Origin of the sequence: Gordonia cholesterolivorans (assembly GCF_039531975.1) — a bacterium.
Taxonomy (GTDB): domain Bacteria; phylum Actinomycetota; class Actinomycetes; order Mycobacteriales; family Mycobacteriaceae; genus Gordonia; species Gordonia sihwensis.
Genome location: NZ_BAAARB010000024.1, coordinates 1 through 17,165, shown reverse-complemented (window position 1 = coordinate 17,165; position 17,165 = coordinate 1). Strand labels below are relative to the sequence as shown.

General features: G+C 68.1%; 15 protein-coding genes. 8 read left to right on the top strand and 7 right to left on the bottom strand.

Annotated features, from left to right (window positions below; translation table 11 throughout):
* Positions 1–9: 9 nt before the first annotated feature.
* Positions 10–231 carry a hypothetical protein gene (locus ABFX36_RS16860; RefSeq protein WP_346077501.1) on the top strand — a complete coding sequence of 74 codons (222 nt, stop codon included), beginning with the start codon at positions 10–12 and terminating at the stop codon, positions 229–231.
* On the opposite strand, the gene ABFX36_RS16855 is transcribed toward ABFX36_RS16860, so the two are convergent.
* Positions 191–1,378 carry a phosphatase PAP2 family protein gene (locus ABFX36_RS16855; protein ID WP_346077499.1) on the bottom strand — a complete coding sequence of 396 codons (1,188 nt, stop codon included), beginning with the start codon at positions 1,376–1,378 and terminating at the stop codon, positions 191–193. The genes ABFX36_RS16860 and ABFX36_RS16855 overlap by 41 nt on opposite strands.
* Positions 1,379–1,522: 144 nt before the next feature.
* On the opposite strand from ABFX36_RS16855, the gene ABFX36_RS16850 reads away from it, so the two are divergent.
* The 3 genes from ABFX36_RS16850 (at position 1,523) to ABFX36_RS16840 (ending at position 5,516) form a co-directional block, all read left to right on the top strand.
* Positions 1,523–2,290, top strand: coding sequence for a deoxyribonuclease IV (locus ABFX36_RS16850; protein WP_006897030.1), 768 nt, complete (start codon positions 1,523–1,525; stop codon positions 2,288–2,290).
* A gap of 182 nt (positions 2,291–2,472) precedes the next feature.
* Positions 2,473–4,314 (top strand): acyl-CoA dehydrogenase, encoded by a 1,842-nt coding sequence (locus ABFX36_RS16845; protein ID WP_346077497.1) that lies wholly within the window; start codon positions 2,473–2,475, stop codon positions 4,312–4,314.
* A gap of 146 nt (positions 4,315–4,460) precedes the next feature.
* Complete coding sequence (locus ABFX36_RS16840; RefSeq protein WP_006897032.1) at positions 4,461–5,516, top strand: zinc-dependent alcohol dehydrogenase family protein; 1,056 nt, start codon at positions 4,461–4,463, stop codon at positions 5,514–5,516.
* Between the two features lie 10 nt (positions 5,517–5,526).
* On the opposite strand, the gene ABFX36_RS16835 is transcribed toward ABFX36_RS16840, so the two are convergent.
* Positions 5,527–5,835 (bottom strand): ArsR/SmtB family transcription factor, encoded by a 309-nt coding sequence (locus ABFX36_RS16835; protein WP_006897033.1) that lies wholly within the window; start codon positions 5,833–5,835, stop codon positions 5,527–5,529.
* A 93-nt stretch (positions 5,836–5,928) separates the two neighbouring features.
* Here ABFX36_RS16835 and ABFX36_RS16830 point away from each other — a divergent pair, with 93 nt between their 5' ends.
* On the top strand, positions 5,929–7,161 hold the full coding sequence (locus ABFX36_RS16830) for an MFS transporter (RefSeq protein WP_346077494.1): 1,233 nt from the start codon (positions 5,929–5,931) through the stop codon (positions 7,159–7,161).
* 14 nt (positions 7,162–7,175) lie between these two features.
* On the opposite strand, the gene ABFX36_RS16825 is transcribed toward ABFX36_RS16830, so the two are convergent.
* Positions 7,176–7,691 carry a glycine cleavage system transcriptional repressor gene (locus tag ABFX36_RS16825; RefSeq protein WP_346077492.1) on the bottom strand — a complete coding sequence of 172 codons (516 nt, stop codon included), beginning with the start codon at positions 7,689–7,691 and terminating at the stop codon, positions 7,176–7,178.
* A gap of 23 nt (positions 7,692–7,714) precedes the next feature.
* Positions 7,715–8,614, bottom strand: a complete 900-nt coding sequence (locus ABFX36_RS16820; RefSeq protein WP_006897036.1) for a LysR family transcriptional regulator — start codon at positions 8,612–8,614, stop codon at positions 7,715–7,717.
* 91 nt (positions 8,615–8,705) lie between these two features.
* Between ABFX36_RS16820 and ABFX36_RS16815 the strand changes: the two genes are divergently transcribed.
* Complete coding sequence (locus ABFX36_RS16815) at positions 8,706–10,175, top strand: malate:quinone oxidoreductase (RefSeq protein WP_346077490.1); 1,470 nt, start codon at positions 8,706–8,708, stop codon at positions 10,173–10,175.
* A gap of 63 nt (positions 10,176–10,238) precedes the next feature.
* Here the strand turns inward: ABFX36_RS16815 and ABFX36_RS16810 are convergent, their stop codons facing one another.
* From ABFX36_RS16810 to ABFX36_RS16800, 3 genes are all read right to left on the bottom strand, one after another.
* Positions 10,239–11,015 carry an SDR family NAD(P)-dependent oxidoreductase gene (locus ABFX36_RS16810; RefSeq protein WP_039867696.1) on the bottom strand — a complete coding sequence of 259 codons (777 nt, stop codon included), beginning with the start codon at positions 11,013–11,015 and terminating at the stop codon, positions 10,239–10,241.
* Between the two features lie 82 nt (positions 11,016–11,097).
* A complete protein-coding gene (locus ABFX36_RS16805) occupies positions 11,098–12,786 on the bottom strand; it encodes a VanW family protein (protein ID WP_346077487.1) in 1,689 nt (562 codons plus the stop codon).
* Between the two features lie 210 nt (positions 12,787–12,996).
* Positions 12,997–14,304: an acetyl-CoA C-acetyltransferase gene (locus tag ABFX36_RS16800; protein ID WP_006897040.1), complete on the bottom strand. Its 1,308-nt coding sequence runs from the start codon at positions 14,302–14,304 to the stop codon at positions 12,997–12,999.
* 203 nt (positions 14,305–14,507) lie between these two features.
* On the opposite strand from ABFX36_RS16800, the gene ABFX36_RS16795 reads away from it, so the two are divergent.
* Positions 14,508–15,875: a 3-oxoacyl-ACP reductase gene (locus ABFX36_RS16795; RefSeq protein WP_346077524.1), complete on the top strand. Its 1,368-nt coding sequence runs from the start codon at positions 14,508–14,510 to the stop codon at positions 15,873–15,875.
* A 12-nt stretch (positions 15,876–15,887) separates the two neighbouring features.
* Positions 15,888–16,772 carry a MaoC/PaaZ C-terminal domain-containing protein gene (locus ABFX36_RS16790; protein WP_006897042.1) on the top strand — a complete coding sequence of 295 codons (885 nt, stop codon included), beginning with the start codon at positions 15,888–15,890 and terminating at the stop codon, positions 16,770–16,772.
* The last annotated feature ends 393 nt before the right edge of the window (positions 16,773–17,165 follow it).

Here is a 17,165-nt window from a genome sequence, read left to right as displayed (position 1 = left end):
GAGGCTGTCGTGACGAACAGGTATCTCAGGTACGGCGATCGTCGTTTCATCATCAATCGCGAGACGGAAGCCCGCCTTCACCGCGCGCTCGACAAGGTCTACGCCGACGGGAGCGCGGGCCACGAGTGGCTCAACCTCTACCCCGACAGCGAGGCCGAGTGCCGGCTGCTGATCGCCGCGAGGGTGCCGATCACGATTGAGACGGAGCCGTATCTCGACGCTCCTGCTTAGCCGCGTCTGCTCTCTCCGCCCGCCGGCGCGCATTGCGCGGGAGGATGTACCGGGTGTCGATGAGCCAATAGGCCGTGAAGACCGCTCCGGCGAGGCCCCAGCCGAGCAGGATGTCGAAGACGTAGTGCTCGCCGCTGTAGACCAGCGCGAACGCCATGGTGAGCGCGTACCCCATGAACATCGTCTTGCCGAACCAGCGCGTTCGCGGCCACATGAACAGCGCGAGCAGCATCGTCAGCCCCGCATGCAGGGACGGGATCGCGGCGACGAGATTCGACTTCGTCTGACCGAACCGGACCGCCCGCAGCACCATGTCCAAGCCGATCACACTCCAGCCGCGGTCGGAGATCCGCTCCACGTACGGTTCGGCGCCGGGATTCTCCGGATGCACCTCACCGAGCAGGTTGCCGGGCACCTCGACGTCGGCCCGGTACATGCACGGCGGATCGTGCGGACTGTCGGCGACCTGCGCGACGGTGCAGCGGGCCGCCGCCCACGGCGGCGCCGCCGGGACCAGCGTGTAACCGACCAGGCCGAGGAAGCTCACCGCGATGAAGCACGCGGCGAACCGGCGCCACAGCGCCCGATCGCGCACCCACAGCACCGCGGCGGTCGCGTACGGAACGATGAAGTACGACATGTAGACCGCGCTGGTGATGACCTCCCACCACGGCGGCGAGGACTCCTTCAGATGCGACTGAAGCCAGACGGTCGGGTTGGTCCCGAAGATCCAGTGGTCGACGTCCGGCGCGAGTTGCCAGTGCGTCGGCATGTCGAGCCACACCGCGATGTTCCGGGTCCAGTCGTAGAGCATCAGGATCAGGACGAAGGGCAGCCAGTCGATCAGCACGGTGCTGACGCGACGGCGCCCGATGGTGGCGGCCGCCATCCCGAACGCGAGAAAGAAGATGAGACTCGTCCGGTCGGCGGCGATGCCGTACCGCCAGAAGTAGACGGCCAGGCTCACCGCCCAGATCGTCAGCAGGATCCGGCGCAGCAACCGGAAGTCGCGCACCTTCTCCTCGACGACTTCGATGGGCGCGTCGTCCGGGGGGAGATCCGGGATCGAGTCCGCACCGGCGGGAGGATCGTCTGGGTCGGGGTCGGATCCACCCGCCGTACCCGGCGACGCCGTGTCCACGCTCACGCCCGAGCCTCCTGCCCCAGTCGAGGACGGTGCCACCGTCCATGGCGAACTCTATAGAAGTTCTCCGGGAATTGGCTGTCAGTGCACCGGATGTCTTCCTTGCGGCCACCCCGGAGGCGGTCGGCCAGACGATAGGCTGGGTTCATGCGAGTCGGAGCCCATCTTCGCCAGGACGAGAACCCCGTCGCCACCGCCGAGGAACTCGGGATCGACATCTTCCAGATGTTCGTCACCGATCCGCAGAGCTGGAAGAAGCCCGAGCCGCATCCGCACGCCGAGCAGATCCGCGAGTCGCCGATCGACGTGGTCGTGCACTCGAGCTATCAGATCAACGTGGCGAGCCTGAACAACCGCCTGCGGATGCCGTCACGCAAGGCTGTGGAGCAGCAGGCCGCGGCGGCCGCCGACCTCGGCGCGATCGGCCTCGTGGTGCACGGGGGCCATCTGAAGGACGGGGAGGACGCGGCCGACGGATTCGCCAACTGGCGCAAGCTGTTCGAACGACAGGCGGACAAGGGCGGCTTCGGGGTGCCGATCCTGATCGAGAACACCGCGGGCGGCGATCACGCGATGGCCCGGACACTGGAGTCGATCGAGCGCCTGTGGGACGCCGTCGGAGACTTCCCCGAGGCCGGGTTCTGCCTCGACACCTGCCATGCCTGGGCCGGCGGTGAAGACCTCGTCGGCCTCGTGGAACGGATCAAGTCGATCACCGGCCGGATCGATCTGATCCATCTGAACAACTCGCGTGACGAGTTCGACTCGGGCCGCGACCGGCACGCCAACCTCGAGTCCGGCCAGATCGATGCGGAGGTGCTCGCCGAGTTGATGAAGACCGCCGGTGCACCCGGTGTGCTGGAGACGCCCGCCGACGGCATTCCCGACGATCTGGCGTATCTGCGATCGCTCTGACGGGCACCGGGCGCCGTCCGCTTGCATTTGTTAGCGGGGCCACACCGCACTCATATTGTCCGTCTGAACGGCTAGCGGTACGCTGTCAATAGTTACCGGCAAGTAACATAGTCGGCACCGAGTCAGCCACCGGAGCCACGCCCCCGGGAAACGAACTTCTAGAACAGCGAGTAAGGAAAACCATGGGCCATTACAAGTCCAACCTGCGCGATCTGCACTTCAACCTCTTCGAGATGTACAAGCTCGACGAGGTCCTCGCCTCCGGCGAGTTCGGCGACCTCGACCACGACACCGCGGTCGACATGCTCCGCGAAGTCAAGCACCTCGCCGAGGGCGTCATCGCCGACTCGTTCGCGGACGCCGACCGCAATCCCCCGGTCTTCAACCCGGAGGACCACAGCGTCACCATTCCCGACAGCTTCAAGAAGTCGTACAACGCCCTGATCGAGGCCGGCTGGGACAAGGTCGGCGTCGACGAGGAACTCGGCGGCCTGCCCGCACCCCGCTCGCTGTACTGGGCGATCGGCGAGATGATCCTGGGCGCCAACCCGCCGGTGTTCATGTACGCCGCCGGTTCGGGCTTCTCGAACATCTTCTACGACAACGGCACCGACGAGCAGAAGAAGTGGGCCGCCATCTGCTCCGAGCGCGGTTGGGGCGCCACCATGGTCCTGACCGAGCCGGACGCCGGCTCGGACGTCGGCGCGGGCATCACCAAGGCCACCCTTCAGGAAGACGGCACCTGGCACATCGAGGGCGTCAAGCGCTTCATCACCTCGGCCGACCAGGACATGACCGAGAACATCTTCCACCTGGTCCTGGCCCGCCCCGAGGGCGCCGGACCGGGCACCAAGGGTCTGTCGCTGTTCTTCGTTCCGAAGTTTCACTTCGACCATGAGACCGGCGAGCTGGGCGAGCGCAACGGCGCCTTCGTCACCAACGTCGAGCACAAGATGGGCATCAAGGCCTCGGCCACCTGTGAGGTCAGCTTCGGCCTGCACGGCACCCCGGCCAAGGGCTGGCTCGTCGGCGAGGTCCACAAGGGTATCGCCCAGATGTTCGACGTCATCGAGCACGCCCGCATGATGGTCGGCACCAAGGCCATCTCGACGCTGTCGACCGGCTACCTCAACGCTCTCGATTACGCCAAGCAGCGCGTGCAGGGCGCCGATCTGACGCAGATGACCGACAAGGCCGCTCCGCGCGTCACGATCACGCACCACCCGGACGTGCGCCGCGCGCTGATGACCCAGAAGGCCTACGCCGAGGGTCTGCGCGCCGTGTACCTGTACACCGCGTCGCACCAGGACGCCGTCGCCGCGAAGATCGTCTCCGGCGCGGACGCCGAGATGGCGCACAAGGTGAACGACCTGCTCCTCCCGATCGTCAAGGGCGTCGGCTCCGAGCGTGCCTACGAGAAGCTGACCGAGTCCCTGCAGACGCTGGGCGGTTCGGGCTTCCTGCAGGACTACCCGATCGAGCAGTACATCCGGGACTCGAAGATCGACTCGCTGTACGAGGGCACCACCGCCATCCAGGCGCAGGACTTCTTCTTCCGCAAGATCATCCGCGACAAGGGCCAGGCACTGGCCCACGTCGCGGGCCAGATCCAGGACTTCATCGACAACGGCCAGGGCAACGGTGGCGAACAGTTTGCGGCCGAGCGCGCACTGCTCAAGACCGCCAACGAGGACGTCCAGGCCATGGCCGCCAAGCTCACCGGCTGGCTGATGAGCGCGCAGGAGGATCCGAAGCAGCTGTACCTGATCGGCACCGCGTCGGTCCGCTTCCTGATGGCCGTCGGCGATCTGCTGATCGGCTGGCTGCTGCTGCGTCAGGCCGTCGTCGCGCAGGCCGCGCTCGACGCCGGTGCCTCCGGTGACGACAAGGCGTTCTACGAGGGCAAGGTGGCCTCGGGTGTGTTCTTCGCGAAGAACATGCTGCCGCTGCTGAGCTCCGTTCGCCAGATCGTCGAGAACAACGTCGACAACGACCTGATGGAGCTCGACGAAGCCGCGTTCTGATCGGGCGGTTCAGATCCGGTCCACTCCGACCGGCGCAAGCGCAGGGACCCCGCCGGGAGCAGCCAGTTTCCCGGCGGGGTTCTCTCGTCACCGAATCCGGTCTACGGTCGGATCGGGGGAACTTCGTCCGATTGGAGCGCGAGGCAATGAAAGCACTCGTCTATCACGGGCCCGGGAACAAGTCGTGGGACGACGTGCCCGAACCCCGGATCCAGGCGCCCACCGATGTCATCGTGAAGATCGACGCGACGACGATCTGCGGCACCGACCTGCACATTCTGAAGGGCGACGTCCCCGCTGTCACGCCGGGACGCATCCTCGGCCACGAGGGCGTCGGGACGATCACCGAGGTCGGCGCGGCGGTGACCACGCTGTCTGTCGGCGATCAGGTGATCATCTCCTGCATCAGCGCGTGCGGTAAGTGCGCCTATTGCAAGCAGGGCGTGTTCTCGCACTGCCTCGGCGACGAGGGCACCTCGGGGATCGGCTGGATCTTCGGCCACCTCATCGACGGGACGCAGGCCGAGTACGTCCGTGTGCCCTACGCGGAGACCTCCGTGTACCGGCTGCCCGACACCATGCGTCCGGAACAGGGCGTCGTCCTCTCGGACATCCTTCCGACCGGTCACGAGATCGGCGTCCGCTACGGCGCGGTGAAGCCCGGGGACGTGGTCGCGGTCATCGGTGCCGGCCCCGTCGGCCTGGCCGCCATCGCCACGGCGGGACTCTACGGCCCGAGCCGCGTCATCGCCGTCGATGTGGATGCAGGCCGCGTCGAGCAGGCCCGCAGGTTCGGCGCCACGGACGGCGTCGTATCGTCCGACGACGACTGGCGCGAGCAGATCCTCGCGATGACCGACGGCCTCGGCGTCGACGTCGCCATCGAAGCGGTCGGAGTGCCGCAGACCTGGAACATGTGCCTGGATATCGTGCGCCCGGCGGGACACGTCGCGAACGTCGGCGTGCACGGCACCGGCGTCGACCTGCCGCTGCAGGATCTCTGGATCACCAACGTGACGATGACGATGGGACTGGTGAACACCGACACCCTCGGCACCCTGCTCAAGATGGTGGCGCAGCGGAAGATCGACCCGGACGTGTTCATCAGCCACCGGTTCGCACTGCACGACATGATGGATGCCTATGACGTCTTCGAACGCGCCGCGGAGACCAAGGCGCTGAAGGTGGTGCTCACCGCGTAGCGACGATCCGCTACCGCGCGTTCGCAGCCGCGATCACCGCGGTCAGCAGTCCCGGGTAGGCGGCTTCCATCTCGGCGTCGCGCAGCACGTACTCGGCTCCCTGGCCGGCGGGTCGGCGCTCGATCACGCCCGCCTCGCGCAAGATCTTGAAGTGATGGCTCGCGGTGGCCTTCGTGACGGTGTCGTACAACCCGGCGCACGAGACGGGCGCGCCCGCGCGGCTCAACCGCCGCACCATCTCCAGACGGACCGGATCGGCCAACGCGCTCAGCACCGCGTGCAGGTCGGCGACGTCCAACCGCGCAGTCGTCCCCGTCACGGGTCCACCTCCTCGAAAACAGTTTGATGGTTGTCGAACAGTTGCGGTACTGTCGTCACTGTTCGATCTCTATCAAACATACTCGAGGACGCCATGACCAGCAGCACCGTCACCGACCGACCGGTGGAGCGGACCACGCATCCGCAGGCGTGGTCGTACCTGCTCCTGCTCGCGCTTCTCGCGCTGGCACTGGGCTGCTCCGGACTGCCGTCGCCGCTCTATCCGATCTACCAGTCGGAATGGCATATGAGCCCGCTGACGATCACCATCGTCTTCGCGGTGTACGCGATCGGCGCGCTCGGATCGGCGCTGACCGTGGGCCCGGTCTCCGACGCCGTGGGCCGCAAACCCGTGCTCATCGCCGCACTGATCTCCATCCTCGCCGGACTCGGCCTGTTCCTCATCGCCACCGATGCGTGGGAGCTGATGATCGCCCGCTTCCTGCACGGAGGCGCGATCGGTGCCATCACCGTGGTGGCGGGCGCGGCACTGCTCGACGTCCGACCGCGCGACGGCGCCCGCAACGGCATGGCCAGCGGTATCGCCCTCAACGTGGGGATCACGATCACCGTCTTCGGTGCCGCCGCCGCGGCGCAGTGGGCGTCGAACCCGCTGCGCGTGCCCTTCGCGATCGTCGGCGCCGTGGTCGTGGTGATGCTGGTCGCCGTGATCGCACTCGTGGAACCGCACACCGAACGCACCGGCGGCCGCATCCGCCTGCAGCGTCCGTCGATCCCGAAGGAGATCACCTCCGACTTCTGGTTCTCCGGAATCGGCATCATGACGGCGTGGTCGGTCCTCGGCGTCTTCCTGAGCCTCTACCCCGCGCTGACCCAGCACGCCACCGGCCACACGTCGGTGATCTTCGTCGGCGTCGTCGTGGCCGTGATGGCCGCTGCCTCCGCGGCGTCCCAGTGGGTGGGCGGCCGGCTCGATCCCCGCACCGCCGCCATCACCGGCGACCTGGGGATGATCGTCGCACTGCTGTCGGCGATCTGGGCGCTGCACACCGGGTCGACGGCATTCGTGATCGTCGATTCCATCGTGCTCGGCGCGGCCTTCGGTCTGGCCTTCGGAGGGTCTCTGCGGCATCTGAACGACGTCACGCCCCCGGATGCGCGCGGCCGGGTGATGAGCGCGTACTACCTGCTCGGCTACTTGGCGATGGGCGTTCCGACCGTCATCGCCGGGGCGCTGTCGTCGTCGTACGGAACCGCCGAGGTGTTCCCGTGGTTCGCCGGTGCCGTGGCCCTGGCGTGCTTCACGGCAGCGGTGCTCGGCCTCCGAGGCGGTCGGCCGGATCGGGTGCCCGCGGCCGGTGCCTAGGGCGGAAGGACCCGTCAGCCCTCGATGCCGAGATCGACGAGCAGTTCCTCCGCGATCCGCTCCAGATCGGCACGGATGCGCGCGGGGTCGACATTCGGCGGCAGCCGGACCTCCAACTCCGCCTCGAACAGCATCCCACCGGCCATCGGGGCCTCCCGGGTGCCGGTCGTCATCTTCTCGATCGAGACCCCGCCGGCGCTCAGCGCCGCCGAGAGTTCGTGAACGATGCCGGGACGATCGTTCCCGAGCAGTCCGATCGTGAGCGCCGGCCAATCGGCGGTGCTCGGTTCGGCGCCGTCCGCCGAATGGACCGCCACCTCCAGCAGCCCGTCCAGTCCGGTGACCGCGGCGATCAGTGCGTCGGCGCGCTCGTCGGGAACCGCCGCGACGACGATGCCCGCGAACTTGCCCGCGAGTTGTGCCAGCTGACTGCGCTCCCAATTGCCGCCCTGCGCGGCGACCGCATCGGCGAGCGCCGACACCAGCCCCGGACGGTCGTCCCCGATCACCGACAGCACCAGATTCCGCATGGTCGAAGCGTATCGGGGAATGCTCACGCGGGCGGTCGCACCGGCAGGTTCTCCCGGAGGAATCGGCTCAATCTCTCCACAGCCGGCGTACGGATCGTCGAGGCCCAGGCCAGCCCGATGTCGCGGCGCAGCGTCTCCGGCGCCACCGGGACCTCGGCCACGCCGGCGATCGGGCGCCCGGCCCGCGGCAGCAACGCGATGCCCAGACCTCGTTCGACGAACTCGCGGGCGGTCGCGAACTCGGTGATCTCGATCGCGACCCTCGGCGTGTATCCCGCCGCGGCGCACCACTCCTGCGTCGCGCGCCGCAGATGATACGTCTCCGGGTTCGCGATGAAGTCTTCGCCCGACAGCTCCGCGAGCGCCACCGAGGAACGCCGCGCACTCCAGTGATTCTCGGGTACCGCCACGACGATCTCCTGTGAGCCGACCATCGCGTGCTCCACCTCGTGCGCGAGCGGAATGGTGATCGCGAGATCGAGCTCCCCGGACTGCAGATCGGCCACCAACTGTGCGCCGTGAGCCTGTTTGAGCTCCAGGCGGATCCCCGGATTGCGGTGGTGGAAGGCCGCCAGCAGTTCGGGCACCTCGCCGGAACCCATCGTCAGCGGAAAGCCGAAACGAACCGATCCGGTGCTCCCGTCTCCTGCGTCGACCGCGCGCTCCACAGCGTGTTCGAGCGCGGCGAGCGGTGCGCGGATGTCGGCGACCAACGACAGCGCGGCCGGAGTCAACCGCACCTTGCGTCCGTCTTTGATCAACAACGGAACGCCCATCTGCGCTTCGAGCGCGTGCAGGCGCCTGCTCATCGAACTCTGCGAGACGCCGAGCGCAGCCGCCGCGGCGGTCATCGAACCGCCGTGGGATTCGAGTGCGGTCAGCGCGCGCAGCCGAGGGGACAGCTCCCCGGTCCATTCATGCACAATCGGATCATATTCCAGACGAATCACATTAGACGGATCATTAGCGGCGGACGAGCATCGAATACGTCACCTCGACGCGAAGGAGAGCCCGATGAGAATCCGTACCGCAGCCGTCGACCTTCCCGACGCCGACGTCGTCCTGGTGGGCGCGGGCATCATGTCCGCCACCCTGGCCTCGATGCTCGGTCACCTGGAACCCGAGTGGTCGGTGGTGGTGCTGGAAGCCGCCGATCGCGCCGCAACCGAGAGCAGCGATCCGTGGAACAACGCGGGCACCGGCCACTCGGGCTTCTGCGAACTCAACTACATGCCCGACCCGGAGGACTCCGCGAAGGCCGAGTCGATCGCGGCGCAGTTCCTCCTGACCCGCGAATGGTGGGCACATCTGGCAGCGGCCGGCGGGCTCGACCCCGCGTCGTTCATCCACACCACCGGGCACCTGAGCGTCGTCTTCGACGGGGACACCGACTACCTGCGGCGCCGTCACGCCACACTGCGCCGGTCGCCGCTCTTCGACCGCCTCGAATTCACCGACGATCCCGTCGGCGCATGGGCCCCACTGGTGACCGACGGTCGCGCGCCCGGACCGATCGCCGCCACGCGGCATCCGGACGGGACGGACGTCGACTTCGGGGCGCTGTCGACGGGTCTGCTCGAGACCTCCGGTGCCGAGGTCCTGTTCGGCCATCGGGTGCGCCGGATCGCCCGCGACGCTCACGGCCGGTCCACCGTCACCGGCCGCGGTCGGGCGGGCCGCTTCCGCATCCGCGCTCGGCATGTCTTCGTCGGCGCGGGCGGACAGGCCCTGCGGCAGTTGCAGAAAGCGAAGCTCGACGAGGTGAGCCGCTACGGGGTGTTGCCGGTCGGAGCGGCCTTCCTCCGGTGCGACGCGCCGGAGGTGGTCGCACGGCACGACGGCAAGGTCTACGGGCAGGCCCCGATCGGCGCCCCGCCGATGTCTGTGCCGCATCTGGATCGCCGGACCGTTCGCGGCCGCGACCATCTGATGTTCGGCCCGTACGCCACGTTCAGCACCCGGCTGCTCAAGGGCGGGCACCTGTGGGACTTCTTCGCCACACTGCATCCGCGGAATCTGTGGACCGTGATGTCGGCCGCGGCGACGAACCTGGATCTCGTCCGGTACCTCGTCTCCGAACTGCTCGCGGGGCGCGCGAAACGCTTCGCACAGCTCCAGCGGTACCTCCCCGAGGCCCGCGACGCGGACTGGACCCTGGTGCACGCCGGCCAGCGCGCGCAGCTCGTCACGCCCGGCCCGGGAGTCGCCGGAGTGCTGCAGCAGGGCACCGAGTTGATCGTGAGCGCCGACCGGCAGGTCTCCGGACTGCTCGGCGCATCGCCGGGTGCATCGACGGCCGTGCCGATCATGATCGATCTGCTCCGACGCGCCTTCCCCGCCGAATGGTCGCAGCGGTGGGCAGAGGACCTGCACGCGGCAGTGCCCGATCTGCGCGTCGAGGAGTGGACCCACGACGACGTGCGCCGCGCGACGGCCGAGACCGCCCGCGCACTGCGGCTGCGACCGCCGGCCGAGCACCGCTGAAAGACGAGCGACGGCCCCGCATTCGTGCGGGGCCGTCGCAGGCGTCGATCCGGTGCGGAGACTCTACTTCGGTGGCATCCGGATGCCGCCGTCCACGCGGACCACCTCGGCGTTCATGTACGAGTTCGTGATGAGCTCCTCGACCATCGACGCGAGCTCGTCCGGCACGCCCAGTCGCTTCGGGAACAGCACGCTCTCGCCGAGCTTGGCCTTGAACGCCTCCGACTCCGGACCCGAGCCGTAGATCGGGGTGTCGATCAGGCCGGGGGCGATGCAGTTCACGCGGATGCCCGCCGCCGACAGGTCGCGGGCGACCGGCAGCGTCATGCCGACCACGCCGCCCTTCGACGACGAGTACGCGGCCTGGCCGATCTGGCCGTCGAAGGCCGCGACGGATGCGAGGTTGACGATGGCGCCGCGCTCTCCGTTCGCATTCGGCTCGTTGCGGCTCATCGCGGTGGCGGCGAGGCGGACCGTGTCGAAGGTACCGATCAGGTTGATCGCGATGACCTTCTTGTAGAGGTCCAGGTTGTGCGCCGAGGCGAACTCGCCGTCGCGGCCGATGGTGCGCTGGGCCCAGCCGATACCGGCCGAGTTGACCACGGCCTTCAGCGGTCCGAGCTCGACAGCCTTGTTGACCGCCGCCTCGATCTGTGCGGTGTCGGTGACGTCGACAGCGACGAAGACGCCGTCGATCTCCTTGGCCAGGGCCTCGCCGTCCTCGGCCTTCAGGTCGGCGATGACGACCTTGGCGCCCCGCGCGGCGAGCCGGCGAGCCGTCGCGGCGCCGATGCCCGAGGCACCTCCGGTCACGATTGCACTTGCTCCATTGATATCCATGTCGGGGAGCATATCTGCCGGTGACCGGCAGCACAGCGCCGGGGCTGAAACACGTTTCAGTCCGCGGCTTCCGCAGGGCCGATCAGCGGCAGCGGACCACCGGTTCCGGGTCGTACTTGACGGTCCGGGTGTGCCGGTAGGTCTCCTGGCCGGTCTTGAGACTGCGGATGATCCTGGTGTTGGACGCGGTGAAGCCGGGCTGACCGCTGCTGGGCACACAGCTCTGCCCCGCCGGGACCTCCACGGTCGTCGGTGAGGTCGGATCGGTGCGGTCGCCCGTCACCGATTGGACCTCGACCGTCTTGGTGCTCCACATCCGGACGGTGATGCTCGACGGCGTCCACGACGTGTCGATGACGATCCCGTACGGCGTGTTGTTCTTGAACTGCAGATCGATGGCGCCCTCGAACACCGTGGCCTCGCGCGCCTCGGGATAGCGCGAGATGTAGTAGCTGTGCTCGGTGTGGGCGACGTCCTCCAGCCCGGCGAAGTACGAGGCGTTGTACAGCGTCGTGGCGAACTGCGAGATGCCGCCGCCGACCGCCTCGGACGGACGGCCGTGATCGATGATCCCCGACTCGACGTAGCCCTGGGCCGTCCCGCGCGGTCCGGTATAACCGTTGAGCGAGAAGGTCTGGCCGGGCAGCACCAGCGCGCCGTCCACCTCTTCGGCGACGAGCCGGATGTTCTCCCCCGACGGTCCGCTGAACCCGCCGGTGGTGAACTCGGACACGACTTCCTTCACCCCCAGCTTCTTCGCCCGCTTCGTGTCGACCTTGGGTCGGGTGATCTTGTAGGCCACCCGGCCCGATCGGGAGTCGGCGGAGACAGCCAGCTTCTCGATCTCGGCGGCTGTCCGGGTCCAGTCGACCGCGGCGCCGTCGGACGACGGCACCACGACGGGCGCGCCGCCGGTCAGCCGGAAACTCGCATCGACCGGGGTCGACTCGGTCTTGGCTGCGCGGTCGCCGAGGACTTCCCGCGCCTTCTTGGGATCCACGTGCGGGGTCAGACCGCCGTGGCCGTCGGGCACGAACGACACGAGCGCGCCCGCCTCCCGCGGTGAGACGATCACTCGCGCTCCGCGTCCGGCGAGCGGGACCGCCGACGCCGTCACGTTCTGGGCCGGCCCGTCGAGTGTGGCCTGAACCATCTCAGCCGAGACGGTCGGCGAGAAGGGCTCCATCTCGAGGTCGATCGGGTGACCGCTGAGCCAGTTGTCGGCGATGGCCTGCTTCGCGGCCTCGCGCTTGATACGCAGTCCCTTGGACGGGAAGTCGCCGACCGGTTGCAGACCGTCGAAATGGACACCGCCCTCGACGGCCGCCTTCTCGAGCGACTCCCGATGCTCGTCGAGCGCCGCGTTGAAGTCGGCGTCGTCGAGCGAGACGACCGGGGCCACATCGCGGGAGAGGCCGATCATGCCGAGGAATCGGTCCCAGGGATTGCGCGGCTGGTCCATGAGGCGCGCGAGCGTTGCTTCGACGTCGAAATCGGCACCGAGCGCGGCCGGATCGATCTGCGCCGAGCCGGAGTCGGTGCGTACCGAGACCGGGCTGTGTGCGGCCACCGTCAGTCCGGTGAGCTTCGCGCGCGCCTGATCTTCGGTGAGGTCGCCCAGATCGAACTCGGCGATGTGTGCGCCGCGGGCCGTGTGGCCGTGAGTGAGGATCGCGTCGATCCCGAAGATCGCGCCGACGAGCAGCAGCGCGCCGATGAGCGCGCGGGCGACCCACCGGCGGTGATCGGAGCGATCGTCGGAAGAGGTCACAACTGTCGAATCCTAGCCGGGAACAAGAGCTCCGGCTGAACCGCCGGGTCGGGGGTCTGGCGGTTCAGCCGGAGCTATCCGGTTTATAGGTGGCGGGTGCGGGGGCGTTACACATCCGCGGAAAAAACTTCGGAGTTCTCATCGATGATCGCGAAGGCCCCGGTCAGCGCCGTGCGGCGGCCGACCGGGGCCTGCGATCCGATGCGGGGATCAGCCTTCGACGATGGCCGTGACGCCCTGGCCGCCCGCGGCGCAGATCGACACCAGCGCACGACCGCCGCCGTTCTCCTTGATCTGCTTGGCGGCCTGCGCGATGATCCGGCCGCCGGTGGCGGCGAACGGGTGCCCGGCGGCCAGCGAGGAGCCGTTGACGTTGAGCTTGCTGCGGTCGATCGAGCCCAGCGCCCCGTCCAGGCCGAGACGCTCGGTGCAGTACTCCTCCGACTCCCACGCCTGCAGGGTCGCCAGGACCACGGAGGCGAAAGCCTCGTGGATCTCGAAGAAGTCGAAGTCGGCCAGGGTGAGGCCGTTGCGCTGCAGCAGGCGGGGGACCGCGTAAGTCGGTGCCATGAGCAGCCCGTCGGGGCCGTTCACGTAGTCCACCGCGGCGGTCTCGGTGTCGCGCAGGTAGGCCAGCACCGGGAGGTTCTTCTCGGCGGCCCACTCGTCGGTGGCGAGCAGGACGGCCGACGCGCCGTCGGTGAGCGGGGTGGAGTTGCCCGCGGTCATGGTGGCGTCGCCCAGGCTCACGCCGAAGACCGGCTTGAGGGTGGCCAGCTTCTCCACCGACGAGTTCGGACGGAGGTTCTCGTCGCGGGTGAGGCCCATGAACGGGGTGATGAGGTCGTCGAAGAAGCCGCGGTCGTAGGCGGCGCCCATCTTCTGGTGGCTGGCGGCGGCCAGCTCGTCCTGCTCGGCGCGGCTGATGCCGAACTCCTTGGCGGTGATGGCGGCGTGCTCGCCCATCGACAGGCCGGTACGCGGCTCGCCGTTGCGCGGGATCTCGATGCCCAGCTTGGTCGCCAGACCGAGTGCGGCCTTGATCCGGTCCACGGTGCTCTTGGCCCGGTTCACCTCGAGCATCTGCCTGCGCATGTCCTCGGAGACGCCGATCGGGGCGTCGGAGGTGGTGTCGACGCCGCCGCCGATCGCGACGTCGTAGCGGCCTGCGGCGATACCGTCGGCCACGATCTGAATGGCCTGGAGACCGGTGCCGCACGCCTGCTGGACGTCCACCGCCGGGGTGTAGGGCGACAACGACGAACCGAGCACCGACTCGCGGATGAGGTTGAAGTCACGCGAATGCTTGAGCACCGCGCCGCCGGCGACCATGCCGAGTTGCTCGCCCTGCAGGCTGAAACGGCTGACCAGCCCCTGGAGGGCGGCGGTGAACATGTCCTGATTGCTCGCGGTCGCGTACGCGCGGTCTTGACGCGCGAACGGAATGCGATTGCCGCCGAGGATGGCGACCGGGCGCTGCTGACGGGTTTCCGGCTGGCGGGGCGTGTACGAGGCCACAACTTCTCCTGGAGAGTCTCGGATGTCGACAGATCGACCTTGAGAGTATTCTTACTCCCGAGTAAGTTAATTGTCGACTCCTGAACCTGCGGCACATGTCACAGACGAGCGGGCTACTGCTCGTCGGCGGCATCCGCTTAGGGTCTCCGGCAGGACCGGTACCCGACACGGGACACGGATTCGTTTCACAGACATCGAAGGAGATAGTCGTGGCAGGCAACACCGACCTGTATTCGTCCATCGTCAACAGCGGCCCGGGCGCTTTCATCGCTTCGCGCGTCGGTCTTCCGCAGCCGCCGGCACTGCGTCGGTACTCGCCGTCTCAGCCCGCTCTCGCCGGTCCGGTCCTGCTCGGCGGCGCCGGACGTCTGGTGGAGCCGGTGCGGGAGATCCTCAGCGCGGGCGACGACTACACGCTGGTCGAGAACAACGCCGGCGGACGCAGCGCCGACAAGCTCGGCGCCGCGGTCTTCGACGCCACCGGCATCTCCAAGCCCGCCGATCTCGAGCAGCTCTTCGAGTTCTTCACGCCGATCATGCGTTCGGTGGGCAACTCGGCGCGCTTCGTGGTGCTGGGCACCACACCCGAGCTGACCGCTGAGCCCGACGAGCACGTCGCGCAGCGCGCACTCGAGGGCTTCACCCGCTCGCTCGGCAAGGAGCTCCGCAACGGCGCCACCGCCCAGCTGGTCTATGTCTCGCCCGACGCCAAGACCGGCCTGTCCGGTCTCGAGTCGACCCTCCGCTTCCTGCTGTCGGCCAAGTCGACCTACGTCGACGCCCAGGTGATCCGGGTCGGCGCCGCCGACGCCGCTTCGGTGGAGAGCTGGGACAAGCCCCTCGCCGGCAAGGTGGCCCTGGTCACCGGTGCCGCACGCGGCATCGGCGCCACGATCGCCGAGGTGCTGGCGCGCGACGGCGCCCATGTCATCGCCGCCGACGTCCCGGCCGCGGGCGAGGCCCTCAGCGAGACGGCGAACAAGGTGGGCGGCACCGCGCTGCCGCTCGACGTGACCGCCGAGGACGCGGGAGCCAAGGTCGCCGAGCACGTTCTCGAGCGTCACGGCGGCCTGGACATCATCGTCAACAATGCGGGCATCACGCGCGACAAGCTGCTCGCGAACATGGACGCCGGCCGCTGGAACTCGGTCATCAGCGTGAACCTGATCGCACCGCAGACGCTGGTGAACGAGTTGGTCGAGCGCAAGGCCCTCCGGTCGGGCGGCGCCGTGGTCGACGTCTCCTCCATCGCGGGCATCGCGGGCAACCGCGGCCAGACCAACTACGGCGCGTCGAAGGCCGGCGTGATCGGCCTCGTCGACACCTACGCCCCGATCCTGGCTGAGAAGGGCATCACCATCAACGCCGTCGCCCCGGGCTTCATCGAGACCGCGATGACCGCCGCCATCCCGCTCGCCACGCGCGAGGTGGGCCGTCGCATGAATTCGCTGCAGCAGGGCGGACAGACCGTCGACGTCGCCGAGACCGTGGCGTACTTCGCCAACCCGGCGTCCAACGCGGTCACCGGCAATGTCGTCCGCGTGTGCGGTCAGAGCCTCCTCGGCGCCTGACGGGACCCTGCCATGACCAAGACCGTCACTCTGACGTCCCTGCCGGGCGCGGGCCAGATCTACCCGAAAGCCGTGAGCGCGATGCTCCCGGTGATCGGCAAGCCGGCCCGCGTCAGCGCGGACGCGTCACTGCCCGACACCGTCTACCGGATCGAGAACCTGCGCGTCGACGAGGCGCAGCTCAAGGAGTACTGCCGCACCACGGGTCTGCAGTTCGGTGCGCAGGTACCGTTGACATACCTGTTCGTTCTGCAGTTCCCGCTCGCGATGACCGTGATGGTCTCGCCGGACTTCCCGTTCGGCGCGGTCGGCGCGGTGCATCTGGAGAACCGGATCGAGCGGATCCGGGCCATCGGCGTCGACGAGCCGCTGACCGTCTCGACTCACGCCGAGAACCTCCGGGAGCACCGCAAGGGCATGCTGGTGGACGTGGTCTCGGAGTTCCGCGTCGGCCGCGAACTGGTCGCCGTCCAGACCGGCACATTCCTCAAGCAGCAGCGCACGAGCCTGTCGGACGCCGAACGAGGCCCGGCGCCCAAGGACGTCGCACCGCCGCCGCCCGATCGCGTAGTCAGCGTCGACCTCGGTCTGATCCGCCAGTACGCGAACGCCTCGGGCGACCGGAACCCGATCCACATGGCCGACCTGACGGCGAAGGCCTTCGGCTTCAGCCGCGCCATCGCCCACGGCATGTGGAGTGCGGCCGCCGTGCTCGCGAACGTCGAGGCTCAGCTCCCCGAATCGGTCGTGTACTCGGTCCGCTTCGGGAAGCCGATCCTGTTGCCCGCGAAGGTGAACATGTACACCGACCGGGTGGCCGACGGATACGACCTGTCGATCCTGAACCGCCGCAAGGGCTATCCGCATCTGACCGCCACGACGCGTCCGCGCGTCTGACCGCTTGCCCGCGCTCGGTGAGTCTCCCGCAGGCTTGTTGAGTCCTCCTCAAGGCTTGTTGAGCGAGCGCAGCGAGTCGAAACATGTGTGCATGTCTGTTTCGACTCGCTCCGCTCGCTCAACTGGCCTAAGGAAGAACCCACTCAACTGGCCGAAGGAAGAGCTCGCTCAACAGGCCTAAGGAAATGCTCGCGCAGCGGGCCTAAGGAAGAACTCGCTCAACAGGCCTAGGGAAAGCTCGCACGACGAGCCGCAAAGGCGACTCGCTGAAGCGCCCTGGGTTTGATGGAGACTCGCGCTATTTGATTCCGACCAGCTGTTCGCGGTCGGCTTGGACAGCATAGAACGCGTGCTCGAACTCGGCGGGCGGGACGTCGCCGAGGTATCCGTGGA

What these genes read in the sequence shown, in the direction of transcription:
- ABFX36_RS16850 (WP_006897030.1), top strand. Translation starts at nt 1,523, where the DNA reads ATGCGAGTCGGAGCCCATCTTCGCCAGGACGAGAACCCCGTCGCCACC.
- ABFX36_RS16845 (WP_346077497.1), top strand. Translation starts at nt 2,473, where the DNA reads ATGGGCCATTACAAGTCCAACCTGCGCGATCTGCACTTCAACCTCTTC.
- ABFX36_RS16840 (WP_006897032.1), top strand. Translation starts at nt 4,461, where the DNA reads ATGAAAGCACTCGTCTATCACGGGCCCGGGAACAAGTCGTGGGACGAC.
- ABFX36_RS16830 (WP_346077494.1), top strand. Translation starts at nt 5,929, where the DNA reads ATGACCAGCAGCACCGTCACCGACCGACCGGTGGAGCGGACCACGCAT.
- ABFX36_RS16825 (WP_346077492.1), bottom strand. Translation starts at nt 7,691, where the DNA reads ATGCGGAATCTGGTGCTGTCGGTGATCGGGGACGACCGTCCGGGGCTG.
- ABFX36_RS16815 (WP_346077490.1), top strand. Translation starts at nt 8,706, where the DNA reads ATGAGAATCCGTACCGCAGCCGTCGACCTTCCCGACGCCGACGTCGTC.
- ABFX36_RS16810 (WP_039867696.1), bottom strand. Translation starts at nt 11,015, where the DNA reads ATGGATATCAATGGAGCAAGTGCAATCGTGACCGGAGGTGCCTCGGGC.
- ABFX36_RS16790 (WP_006897042.1), top strand. Translation starts at nt 15,888, where the DNA reads ATGACCAAGACCGTCACTCTGACGTCCCTGCCGGGCGCGGGCCAGATC.